The following is a 13,404-nucleotide window of genomic DNA, read 5'->3' as shown; positions in this document are numbered from 1 at the left end:
TTTACATCAAATTCAAAATGTTTGTAATTATTTACGTTAAAAAGTTGATTTTCTTTTGTATTTGTGATACTATTCAACTGTATTTTAAGCATAACTAATTACACCATAAAATGTTGATTTTATCAATATTTATGAGTGTTTTTAGTACCAAAAAAAGCCAGTTTTTTGCTGGCTTTTTTGGTTATTTAGAGCTGTTTATTTCGGAATAGCCCCTTTTTTAAACAAAAAAAATCGCCATTCGGGGGTGAATGGCGAAATGTGCATTTTTAAAAATAAAAAACCTTGATTGGTTTCAATATATTGTACCTCGAATATATTAAAAGTCAAGAGGTAATTTAAAATTTTTTTTGCTTCTGTGTGGTGGGTTACATAGAAGCAGGGGAAAAGTAAAATTTGTCCCTCAAACATAGGGGTATAAGAGGGGAATAAAAATTTTCCTTTCAATATATTGAACCTCGAATATATTAAAAGTCAAGAGGTAATTTTAAAATAAAAATATTTTTTATTTTTTGAAAAATAATACAATGTTACTTATTGAATTAATTTATCAAAAATAGTATAATAGAATGTAAAAAAAGCTAGTTGAAAGGAGAAATTATGAGATTTTCAAAATCTTTTATAAAAACATATAAAGAGGTGCCAAAAGAGGCAGAAACAGTATCACATCAATTAATGCTAAGAGCATCTATGATTAGACAATTAACTAGAGGGGTTTACACATACCTACCCTTAGGACTTAAAGTTCTTAAGAAAATAGAAAACATTGTAAGAGAAGAATTAAATAGAATAGATGCGCAAGAAGTATTAATGCCAGTACTTCAACCAGCAGATTTATGGCAAGAATCAGGAAGATGGTTTTCATACGGTGCAGAATTAATGAGATTACATGATAGAAATAATAGAGATTTCGTATTAGGACCTACACATGAAGAAGTAATAGTTGATTTATTTAGAAATACTGTAACATCATATAAAGATTTACCATTAAATATTTATCAAATACAAACTAAATTTAGAGATGAAAGAAGACCTAGATTTGGATTAATGCGTGGAAGAGAATTCATAATGAAAGATGCATACAGTTTCCACTTAACACAAGAATGTTTAGATAGAGAATATAATAATGTTAAAGAAGCATATTGCAGAATATTTGAACGTTGTGGGTTAGACTTTAGAGCAGTTGATGCAGATACAGGAAGTATAGGAGGATCAGAAAGTCACGAATTTATGGTTCTTGCAGCTAGTGGAGAAGATGATATACTTTATTCAGATAAATCTGATTATGCAGCTAACGTTGAAAAAGCAGTATCAGTTTTAGATTTTGTTATGGATGAATCAAGTGAATTAGCTAAAGAATTAGTTGCAACACCTGAAATGAAAACCATAGAGGAAGTATCTAGTTACTTAAATGTAGATGCAGCAAAAACTATTAAATCAGTTCTATTTAAAGAAGAACAAGAAGATAAAACTTTCAATTACTATGTTGCAGTAATTAGAGGGGATTTAGAAATTAACGATGTTAAAGTTAAAAATATTTTTGGAGCTAAAATAGATCTTGAAATGATGGAAGAAAAAGATTTAACAGAATTAGGATTTGCAGGAGGATATTTCTCACCATTAAAAGAAATAGCTTCAATAGCAGAAGGAAAAGTTAAAGTAGTAATAGATGAATCAGTAAAATATATGAAAAACTTTGTAGGTGGAGCAAATGTTGAAGGACACCACTATAAAAATATGAATTTATCTGATTTACACTTTGATTTAAGTGGAGATATTAGAAAAGCTCAAAAAGGAGATAAAGCTCTTGATGGTGGAACTTTAGATATAGCTAGAGGAATAGAAGTAGGACACATATTTAAACTAGGTAAAAAGTATTCTAGTGCTATGAATACTAAAGTATTAAATGATAAAGGTGTAGCTGAAACAGTAATCATGGGATGTTATGGTATAGGAGTTTCTAGGGTAGCAGCAGCTGCAATAGAACAAAACTATGATGATTTTGGTATTATATGGCCTAAATCAATAGCTCCATATTTAGTTGATTTAATCTTAGTTAATGTTAAAGATGAAGCAGCTAAAGAAGTTTCAGAAAAACTTTATTCAGAAATGTTAGCTAATAATATTGATGTAATATATGATGATAGAGATGAAAAAGCAGGATTTAAATTTAAAGATGCTGACTTAATAGGAATACCTTTAAAAATAATAGTTGGAAAAGGTGTGGCTAATGGTTTAGTTGAAGTTAAACATAGAGATGGATCATTTGCTGGAGAAATGAAAGTTGAAGAAGTGATTTCATACATAAAAGAATATGAGAAAAAATAAGGTGTCATTAGACACCTTTTTTTGAGAGGAAGAGGATGGATAAAAAAAATAGAAGAATAATACTTTTAATTCTTTTAGTAATTTCTTTTTTTGCAATATATGATGAAGTAAATAAATCTAAAGTTACTAAAGAAAGTATTAAAGTAGAAGAAGTTAAAGAAGATAAAATAGAAGAAGAGAAGTATTCTGAGCCTGCTGAATATAGACTAACTAAAAAAATTAATTATGATTTATCAAAAATGGCTCCCAAAAATGATTTATGTGGAACTTTAGAACAATGTAAGGAATTAGGAGATGTATATTTAGAACATTTACTATATATAGCTGATCAAGAAAAAACGAGAAAGATAGAGCCTACACAAGAAGGTGATAAAATTAGTGATATGGAATCAAGAAAAATTTTAGGTCTTTTAGATATACTTGAAAATGATGAATTAAGTGAAATAGATTTTGATATTACTGATAAACAATTAGCAAACCTTAAAGAAGTATATGAAACATTTGTGAAAATGGTACCTAGAAAATGGAGAGAAGATGTTACTGTAGTTGAAGTATATGAAAATAATTTTTCTGCTGCTTATGTTAATGCTATAGGAGATAAGTTTGAAGAGCAACTACTAGGAATTAATGTTGATGATGTAAATGAAAGTAAATTTGGTATAGTTTCAGTATTAGTTCATGAATTAGGACATATTTTTTCACTTAATAAAGCACAATATATAGATACAGATTGTGAAGAAGAAGTTTATGGAGATAGTCTTGAATGCTTCATAGAAGATTCATATCTTAATCAGTTCTACAAAGCATTTTACTTAGATATTCCACAAGATTGGAGAAATAATGATAATAAGAGTGAAAAAGACTTTAATAAATTTTATGAACTAAATCAAGAAAACTATGTAGATGCATATGCTGTAAATAATCTATATGAAGATTTTGCTGAAAGTTTTAGGTTATTTGTTTTAGACTACTTCCCTGAAGATGAAAATCCATATGATAATAAGATACTATTTTTCTATCAATACCCAGAATTAGTTCTATTACGTACAGAATTAATAAAAAATATTGTAGATAATGATTTAGTAGGTAAATGGCAAGATTAAAATATATGCACACTTTAAAAAGTGTGCTTTTTTTGACTTTTAATTTTATAGAATTTTTGGTATAATGTTACTAGAAACAGATAAATTTTTTGGAGAGTAAAAATGGATCTAATAACTAAGTTTAATAAAAAGGAATTTATTGAGGGTGCTAAGGCAGCAAGAGGTATAGCTATAGCTTTTATTCCGTTTGGTTTTGCCCTTGGATTAATAGCTAATACTTACAATGTAAATTCAGTAGTATCACCAGCTATGACTTTCATAATATATTCAGGAGCATCACAGGTGCTACTGTATAAGATATTTGCTACTGGAAATTTTGATATATTTTCAGCAGTTTTTGCTGCAGCCATGTTAAATTTTAGGTATGTTTTAATAGATATACCAATGTATAAAGCGTTAAGTGGTTATGATAGATTATCAAAATCTATAGTAGGAGTAATGTTTACAGATGAAACTGTAGCATTTTTAGCGTTAAAGAAGAATAAGAGTTTATCCTATGCTTTTGCAGTAAATTTAGTAGGATATATTAGTTTTGCTTTTAGTGCACTATTTGGTGTAGTATTAGGAAACTTTGTTCCAATAATAATAATTAACTCGATGAAGTTTATACTTTATGGAACATTCTTATCATTACTTGTATCAAGTTTAATGATGGATATTAAGAATGCTAGAATAGTTATTATAGCTTTATTAATTAAACTTACGTTTATGTATATATATCCTTTCAATATGGTTCCACAAGGGTTACAAATAGTATCAATTTTATCTCTAACAAGTTTAATATACGCAACAATATCAATGAGGAGTGATGCAAGATGAAAATGTGGTTAGTAGTAATACTTGCTGGTATCGTTACTCAATTATTTAGAATTTCTGGGGAGTTCATACCTATACCAAGGAATAAGTTTATGGATAGATTTTTAGAAGCTATCCCTATTTCAGTACTGGTTGTCTTATTTTTCCCAGATATTTTTGTTTCTATAGGTAGAAATTATCATGAAATAGGTATAGCAGTGTTTGCAGCTATCATGATAGTTATTATGACTTTAAAAAATGTAGATTTAGGAAGAATAATGATAATTACTGTTGTTACTGTAGTTATACTTAACTTAGTATTATCAAGAATACTAGTTTAGGAGAGTGTATGGAAGAATACGAATTAAGGAAATTAATAGAGGAAAAAAGCTCAGATTTTAATGATATAAAGGAGCATCTTTGACCTTGAAAAATTAAATAAAGAATTACAAGAAAAAGAAAAACTTACATTAGAAGAAGGTTTCTATAAAGACCAACAAAATTCACAAGGTGTTTTAAAAGATATCTCTTTCTTAAAAGAGAGAATAGGAGATATTACTAACTTAATTACTTTAAATGACAATGTGCAAATTTTACTAGATTTCTATAAACAAGAAGAAGTTACTTTAGAAGAATTAGAAGCTGAAACTAAAGAATTTGTAGAAAATTTAGATAAATTTAAAGTAAAACTTTTATTAAGTGGTAAATATGATAAAAATTCAGCAATATTAACTATTAATGCAGGAGCAGGAGGAACTGAAAGTTGTGACTGGGTTTCTATGCTATATAGAATGTATGATAGATGGGCGATGCAGAATAAATTTAAAGTTGAGATACTTGATATATTACCTGGAGATGAAGCAGGAATAAAAAGTGTAACTTTATCAATTAAAGGTGATTATGCTTATGGATATCTTGATTGTGAAAAAGGTGTTCATAGATTAGTAAGAATTTCACCATTTGATTCAAATGCAAGAAGACATACTTCATTTGCTGCAGTAAATGTTACTCCAGAAATAGAAGATGATGTTGAAGTAAATTTAAAAAAAGAAGACTTAAAAATAGATACATATAGAGCTAGTGGAGCAGGAGGACAACATGTAAATACAACTGATTCTGCAGTTAGAATTACACATCTTCCAACAGGGTTAGTAGTAACATGTCAAAATGAAAGATCACAAAGTAAAAATTTAAATTCAGCTATGAAGGTATTAAGAGCTAAACTATTTGAAATTGAAATGAAAAATAGGGAAAGTGAATTAAAAGATTTAAAAGGTGTAGAATCTAAAATTGAATGGGGTTCACAAATTAGATCATATGTATTCCAACCATATAAGTTAGTAAAAGATCACAGAACTAACTATGAAGAAGGCAATGTTGATAAGGTTATGGATGGAGATATTAATGCATTTATAGATGAATACTTAAAGATAAGGTAGGTTGAAAGGAGATATGATGAATTACAAAATAGAAGTAGCACTTACTGAAGAAGAAGTAGCTAAAAGAGTTAAAGAATTAGCTGATCAAATCAGTAAAGATTATGAAGGTCAAAGTGTGCTTTTAGTTGGTTTACTAAGAGGTTCAGCAGTATTTTTAGCCGATTTAGCAAGAAAGATAGATTATAACAAGGTAGAATTAACATTAGATTTCATGGATGTTTCTAGTTATGGAAATTCTATGGTAAGTTCAAGAGAGGTTAGAATTTTAAAAGACTTAGAAGAAGATGTAAATAACAGACATATCTTAATAATTGAAGATATAGTTGATACTGGAAGAACATTAAGCGAAGTTAAGAAAATACTTTTAATGAGAAATCCAAAATCATTAAAAATTTGTACTTTACTTGATAAACCTGAAAGAAGAGAAGTTGAAATTGATGTAGACTATATAGGATTTAAAATACCTGATTTCTTTGTAGTAGGTTATGGTATAGATTATGCACAAAAACATAGAACTCTTCCATTTGTTGGAAAAGTAGTAGAAATAAAATAAAAAGGAGAGAGGGAAATAATATGAAAAAATACAACACTTATGTAGTAGTAGGAACTCAATGGGGAGATGAAGGAAAAGGTAAAATAATAGACGTTTTATCTCCAGATGCTGATTATGTAGTAAGATATCAAGGTGGAAACAATGCAGGTCATACTGTAATAGTTGGTGAGGATAAGTTCATATTACACTTACTTCCATCAGGAGTAATAAATAATAAAGGGAAATGTATAATTGGTTCAGGAGTAGTAGTAGATATAGATGTATTACTTGATGAAATATCTAAACTTGAATCAAGAGGTAAAGATTTAAGTAACCTATATGTAGATGAAAGAACACATATTATTATGCCTTATCATATATCTATAGATAAAGCAAAAGAAGAAGCTTTAGGGGAAAACAAAATAGGAACTACTCAAAGAGGAATAGGACCATGCTATAACGATAAAATCTCTAGAAATGGTATAAGAATGGGAGATTTATTAGACTTTGATAGATTTAAAGATAAACTTGAATGGAATATAAAAGAAAAAAATGACATATTAGAAAAATATGGATATCCAACATTCTCATTTGAAGAAATATTAGCAAAATATAGAGTACTTGCCGATAAAATGAGAGATAGAATAATAGATTCTGTATTTGAAATTAACCAAGCAGTAGTAGAAGGTAAAAAAGTACTATTTGAAGGTGCGCAAGCATTAATGTTAGATATAGATTATGGAACATACCCATATGTTACAACTTCTTCTCCAACAGCAGGTGGAGCATGTGTTGGTAGTGGAGTATCACCTAACAAAATTAATAGAGTATTAGGAGTTATGAAAGCTTATACAACTCGTGTAGGAGAAGGGCCTTTCCCTACAGAATTAAATAATGAAATAGGGGAAAACTTAAGAGCTGTAGGATATGAATTTGGAGCTACTACAGGAAGACCAAGAAGATGTGGGTGGTTAGATTTAGTTGTAGGTAAATATGCTACATTAATCAACGGATTAACAGATATAGTTTTAACTAAACTTGATGTATTAACTGGACTTGAAACTATTAAAGTTGCAATTGCATATGATATCAATGGTAAAATTTATCAAACTTACCCAGGAAACTTAAGAAAATCTCAAGAAATTGAAATAGTATATAAAGAGTTCCCAGGATGGACAGAAGATATCACTAGAGTTAAAAATTATGAAGACTTACCTGAAAATTGTAAGAGATATGTTGAATTTATTGAAGGTTACTTAGAAACTCCAATAAGTTTAATATCAGTAGGACCAAGTAGAGAACAAAATATTTATAGAGGTGAATTTTAATGGATAAATACGTGAATCCGTTATGCGAAAGATATGCAAGTGAAGAAATGCAATACATTTTTTCTCCAGATTTTAAATTTTCAACTTGGAGAAAATTATGGGTTAATCTTGCAAAATCAGAAAAAGAATTAGGTCTTGATTTCATTACTGATGAAATGATCAAAGAAATGGAAGAAAATGTTTACAATATTGATTATGCTTTAGCTGCTAAATATGAAAAAGATTTAAAGCATGATGTTATGGCGCATGTACATACTTTTGGAGACTTAGTTCCAAACGCTAGAAAAATTATTCACCTTGGAGCAACTAGTGCCTATGTAGGAGATAATACAGATATTATACAAATTAAAGAAGGACTTTTACTTGTTAGAAAAAAATTAGTTTCTGTTATAGAAAGAATGTCTAAATTTGCTGACATGTATAAAGGATTGCCTACTTTAGGATTCACACATTTCCAAGCTGCTCAACTTACTACAGTAGGAAAAAGAGCATCTTTATGGATACAATCTTTAGTTTATGATCTAGAAGAACTAGAATTTAGATTAGAAAACTTAAAGTTCAGAGGAGCTAAAGGTACTACAGGTACTCAAGCAAGCTACAAAGAACTATTTAATGATTATGAAAAAGTTAAAAAATTAGATAAATTAGTTACAGAAAAAGCTGGATTTAAAGTAAAACAAACACTTTCTTCTCAAACTTATGATAGAAAACAAGATTCACAAATCTTACAATTTCTATCAAATATAGCTCAAAGTGCACATAAAATTACTAATGACTTTAGAATTTTACAACACTTAAAAGAAATAGAAGAACCATTTGGAAAAAAACAAATAGGATCTTCAGCTATGGCATATAAGAGAAATCCTATGAGAAGTGAGAGAGTAGCATCACTTGCTAAATTTGTTATGGCAAATGGTCATAATGGAGAATTAGTAGCTGCAACTCAATGGTTTGAAAGAACATTAGATGATTCAGCAGATAAAAGATTATCAGTTCCTCAAAGCTTCTTAGCTATAGATGGAATATTAATCCTATTATTAAATATTTTTGAAAATACAGTAGTATATGAAAAAATTATAAAAAGAAATCTTGATAAAGAATTACCATTTATGGCAACAGAAAACATTATCATGAAAGCTGTTGAAAATGGTATGGATAGACAAGATGTACATGAAATTATTAGAGAACTATCTATGGAAGCTGCAAGAAATGTAAAACTTGAAGGATTAGATAATAACTTAATTGAATTAATCAAAAAAGATGGAAGATTAGATATTATTAAAGATGAAATAGATAGCATATTAGAAGCAGAAAGATTTATAGGATATTCAAAAGAACAAGTTGAAGAATTCTTAAATAATGATGTTAAACCAATCTTAGAAAGATACAGTGACGAAATAATAAACTCACAAACGGAGATAGATAAATAATGAAAAAAGGCTATACTATACTTACAGTTAATGAAGATAACTTGGGTATTAGTAATATTAAAGTAACAGAAATTGCACTACTTAACTCTAAGGTTAGAGAAGTAGTAATAAATTATGATATTTTAAATATAGAAAATGTGTTTAAAGATTTAGAAAATATTAGAGGAGTGTTGGAAAAAGTTTCCAACACTCTTCATGTTAAATTTATTGTAAATACATGTGAAAAAAATAAATTCAACATAGATGAAATAGTTGAGTTTACAATTAAAATTTTTAGAAATACTAACCCATTTTTATCATCACTTTTATCAAACTATACTTACAGTCATACACAAGATAATTTAAAAATTAACTTTAAAACAATAATGAACACTCATAAAGAAATGCAAAGAGATATAAATAAAAAGATAAGTAGGTTCATTAATGAAACTTTCTCTCAAAATATTAATGTTGAGACTTTTTTTGCTTTAAATACAGAAAATGAAGATATAGTTGAAGTTAAGAAAATTGACGAAGTGGAATATGAATTACCAATAATTCCTAAACAAAAAGAGGTAATTAAACCTGGTATAGTTAATAATAAGAAATATATTAAACCTAAACTAAATTTAAGTAAATTTAGTGATCTTGAAGATTTAATGGTTGGACAAGAAATTGCACTTAGAGGAGAAATATTCTATTTAGATATAGCACCTACTAAAAGTGGTAAATTAAAAATAATAATATATATAACTGACAATGAAAATTCAGTAGCTTGTACTAGGTTTGTAAATGATAAGGAAGAAATACAATTCAAACTTGGGGATACAGTTGAAATTGCAGGTAAATATGAAAAGTATTTTGATGATTATTCAATAATATTAAGAGATATAAATGTAGTTGAAGGTAATACTCAAAAAAGAGAAGATAATGCACCAGAAAAAAGAATAGAGCTTGCAGCACATACTAATATGAGTGATATGTTATCAACTATAGAACCTAAATCTGAGAAAAAAGGATCTTTAGTTTCAAGAGCTAGAGAGTTTGGACATAAGGCTGTAGCAGTTACTGACTATGGTGTAGTTCATGCTTTCCCTTTTGTTGCTATGGGTGTAAAAGCAGATGAAGAATTTAAAGTAATTTATGGTATGGAAGCATATATGGTAGATGATAGTGCTCCTTTAATAGTAAAAGCAAAAGATGTATTTGTAGAGGAAGAGGAATTTGTAGTATTCGATATAGAGACTACAGGGTTTTCGCCAGTTAATGATAAGATAATAGAAATAGGTGCTGTTAAACTTAAAAATGGAAAAGTCCTTGAAAGATTTTCAGAATTTATTAATCCTCAAATGATAATACCTAAAAAAATTGTTGAATTAACAGGTATAAATGATGCTATGGTTAAAGATAGTGATACTGTAGATAAAGTATTACCTAGATTCTTGAAATTTATTGAAAATACAACATTGGTTGCTCATAATGCAAAATTTGACGTTGGTTTCATATCTAAAAAATGTGAAGAGTTGGGCTTAGTTTCTGATTTTTCATATATAGATACTTTAGAATGGGCTAAAATTTTAGTAGATGATGTTAAGAGATTTAGCTTAGATGCGTTAACTAAGAGATTTAATATTAAACTTGAAAATCACCATAGAGCAGTAGATGATGCTAATGCAACTGCTGAGCTATTTAAAGAATTACTAGCACTAGTATCAGCAAAAGGGGTTGAAAAATTAGTTGATGTAAGTGAAAAACTAGAAAAGAAACCTAAGATAGCAGATACAGAAAATGTAACTATACTTGTTAAAAACCTAGCAGGACTAAAAAGACTTTATGAACTTGTATCTATATCTCATTTAAAATATTATGGAGATAAAAAGCCAAGAATACTTAAAACAGATCTTGAAAAAGATAGAGAAAATTTCTTGATTTCATCAAGTCCTATATATTCTGGTAGATTTAATAAAGGTAAACTTGTAAGTCAATATGTTAGAGGTATTTCTAACGATGAAATTATGCAAGAATTAGATTTCTATGACTATGTACAAATATATCCTAAGAGCATATATAATGATGCGATAGAAATGGAAGAAATTTCTAATTATGAATTTATTGAAAAAATGAATAAAGATTTTGTTGAAATGGCAAAAACAAAAGGCAAACTTGCTGTTGCTGTAGGTAATGTATATTACTTAGATGATAAAGATAAAAAATCTAAGGCAGCACTGCTTCTTGGTTCAGATAGAGCTTTTAGAACTTATCAAATAGATACAGGAAACTATTTTAGAACTACGGAAGAAATGTTAGATGAATTTAGTTATCTTGGTGAAGATGTTAAAGATGTAGTAATATACAATACACATAAGATAAATGATCAAATTGAAAAGATAAAACCTATACCTGATGGAGATTATAAACCAGTAATGGAAGGAGCAGAAGATGAAGTTAGAAATATGACATATAATAGGGCATATGAACTTTATGGTAATCCACTTCCTGAAGCAGTTGAATCAAGAGTTAAAAGAGAGCTAGATTCAATTATTGGTAATGGATTTGCTGTACTTTATTTAATAGCTCAAAAACTGGTTAAAAAATCTGTTGATAATGGATATTTAGTTGGCTCAAGGGGTTCAGTTGGTTCATCAATAGTAGCATATTTCATGGGAATAACAGAGGTTAATGCTCTTTATCCACATTATAGATGTGAAAAATGTAAATATTTTGAAATGAAAGACTTTGAAGGTTCTGGAGTAGATTTAGAGGAAAAAGATTGTCCTAATTGTAAATGTAAACTAATAAGAGATGGACATTCAATACCATTTGAAGTATTTATGGGATTTAAGGGAGATAAAACACCAGATATAGATTTAAATTTCTCAGGAGAATATCAAGGTGAAATACATAAATATACTAAAGAACTATTTGGTGATGATTATGTATTTAGAGCAGGAACTATTTCAGGTCTTGCAGAAAAAAATGCTTATACTACAGCTAAAAAATATTTTGAAGAAAGTATTAAAAAAGATTTTGAAAAAGAGATATATAGTAAATATAATACGAGTCTTAAAAAATTAGATCCAATAACTAAGGCTAGTGAAGAGAAAAAATTAGATGAAAGAATAAATGATTATTGTAATAGGAATAAAGCTGAAATACAAAGAGTAGCAGAAAAATGTACTGGTGCTAGAAAAACAACAGGACAACATCCTGGAGGTATGATAGTAGTTCCAAATTATAAATCAATTTATGATTTCACTCCAGTTCAATATCCAGCAAATGATGAAAGCTCTGGATCTATTACTACACATTTTGATTATCACGTTATGGATCAACAATTAGTAAAACTTGATATATTAGGACATGATGATCCTACAACTTTAAGAATGTTACAAGATTTAACTCATGTTGATATATATAACATACCTTTAACAGACCCTAAGGTTATAAGTATATTTAATTCTACTGAAGCATTAGGTGTTACAGAGGAACAAATTGGATGTAAAATGGGAACTAATGGTATACCAGAATTTGGTACAGACTTCGTTAAAAAGATGTTAGAAGATACCCTTCCTACAACATTTGCAGAGCTTGTAAGAATATCAGGACTTTCACATGGAACTGACGTTTGGCTAAACAATGCTCAAGAATATGTAAGAGATGGAGTTGCAACACTTAGTGAAGTTATTACTGTTAGGGATGACATTATGAATAGACTTATAGATAAAGGAATGGATAAGTCAGAAGCATTTAATATTATGGAGTTTGTACGTAAAGGACAACCTTCTAAAAATAAAGAAAAATGGGAAACATATAAGCAAAGTATGAAGGCAAGTAATATAGATGAATGGTATATAGAATCTTGTGAAAAAATAAAATACATGTTCCCTAAAGGCCATGCGGTAGCTTATGTTATGATGGCAGTTAGAATAGCTTACTTTAAAGTATTCTATCCACTTGAATTCTATACTGCTTTCTTAAATAGAAAATATGATGATTTCTCATTTAAAGAAATGTATGGAACTATAGATGAAATAAAAATGAATTTACAAAAGAGAAAAGAATTAGAAAGTAGAGACTTGAAAGTATTGGATAAGAAACAAATTATACTATTTGAGATACTTATAGAAATGTACTATAGAGGAATAAAATTATTACCTATAGATATATATAAATCTGATGCTATGAAATTTACTATTGAAGATGGTAAAATTAGAATACCTTTAATTGCTATGGATCAATTAGGAGAAGTAGTAGCTAGAACAATAGTAGAAGAAAGAGAAATTAAGGAATTTACTTCTATTGAAGACTTAAGTAAGAGATGTAAAATATCAAAAACTGTACTTGAAATGTTAAAAACATTTGGATGTATAGATACATCTATACCAGAATCAAATCAATTAACTCTTTTTTAACATTGACAACATAGTTAAATAAGAGTATAATAATACGAAAATAACAAAAAATGAAGGAGGA

The 13,404-nt window shown here is 28.3% G+C and carries 9 protein-coding genes; all 9 read left to right on the top strand.

From position 1 onward, the window contains the following. Nucleotides 1-597 precede the first annotated feature (597 nt). Entirely contained in the window at nt 598-2,325 is a 1,728-nt protein-coding gene (locus tag GM111_RS02330; protein WP_156299281.1) for a proline--tRNA ligase, read from the top strand. A 35-nt stretch (nt 2,326-2,360) separates the two neighbouring features. Next, nucleotides 2,361-3,428 carry a hypothetical protein gene (locus GM111_RS02325; protein ID WP_156299280.1) on the top strand — a complete coding sequence of 356 codons (1,068 nt, stop codon included), beginning with the start codon at nt 2,361-2,363 and terminating at the stop codon, nt 3,426-3,428. 102 nt (nt 3,429-3,530) lie between these two features. After that, on the top strand, nt 3,531-4,247 hold the full coding sequence (locus tag GM111_RS02320; RefSeq protein ID WP_156299279.1) for an AzlC family ABC transporter permease: 717 nt from the start codon (nt 3,531-3,533) through the stop codon (nt 4,245-4,247). Next, nucleotides 4,244-4,564 carry an AzlD domain-containing protein gene (locus GM111_RS02315; protein ID WP_156299278.1) on the top strand — a complete coding sequence of 107 codons (321 nt, stop codon included), beginning with the start codon at nt 4,244-4,246 and terminating at the stop codon, nt 4,562-4,564. Before GM111_RS02320 ends, GM111_RS02315 begins: the two co-directional genes overlap by 4 nt. A gap of 8 nt (nt 4,565-4,572) precedes the next feature. Continuing rightward, nucleotides 4,573-5,662 (top strand): peptide chain release factor 2 gene (prfB, locus tag GM111_RS02310; protein ID WP_156299277.1). Its coding sequence is split into 2 segments (ribosomal slippage): nt 4,573-4,644 and nt 4,646-5,662, totalling 1,089 coding nucleotides; the frame shifts between segments, so codons are not numbered across the junction. Between the two features lie 16 nt (nt 5,663-5,678). Then, nucleotides 5,679-6,215 (top strand): hypoxanthine phosphoribosyltransferase, encoded by a 537-nt coding sequence (hpt, locus tag GM111_RS02305; RefSeq protein WP_156299276.1) that lies wholly within the window; start codon nt 5,679-5,681, stop codon nt 6,213-6,215. A gap of 20 nt (nt 6,216-6,235) precedes the next feature. Further along, complete coding sequence (locus GM111_RS02300; RefSeq protein ID WP_156299275.1) at nt 6,236-7,522, top strand: adenylosuccinate synthase; 1,287 nt, start codon at nt 6,236-6,238, stop codon at nt 7,520-7,522. Further along, nucleotides 7,522-8,952 (top strand): adenylosuccinate lyase, encoded by a 1,431-nt coding sequence (gene purB / locus GM111_RS02295; RefSeq protein WP_408022629.1) that lies wholly within the window; start codon nt 7,522-7,524, stop codon nt 8,950-8,952. Before GM111_RS02300 ends, purB begins: the two co-directional genes overlap by 1 nt. After that, complete coding sequence (locus GM111_RS02290) at nt 8,952-13,343, top strand: PolC-type DNA polymerase III (RefSeq protein WP_156299273.1); 4,392 nt, start codon at nt 8,952-8,954, stop codon at nt 13,341-13,343. The genes purB and GM111_RS02290 overlap by 1 nt, the downstream gene beginning before the upstream one ends. Nucleotides 13,344-13,404: the final 61 nt, after the last annotated feature.

The sequence above is a fragment of the Streptobacillus canis genome (assembly GCF_009733925.1).
In the GTDB taxonomy this organism is placed as follows: Bacteria; Fusobacteriota; Fusobacteriia; order Fusobacteriales; family Leptotrichiaceae; genus Streptobacillus; species Streptobacillus canis.
This window is presented reverse-complemented; position numbering and strand designations above follow the sequence as displayed.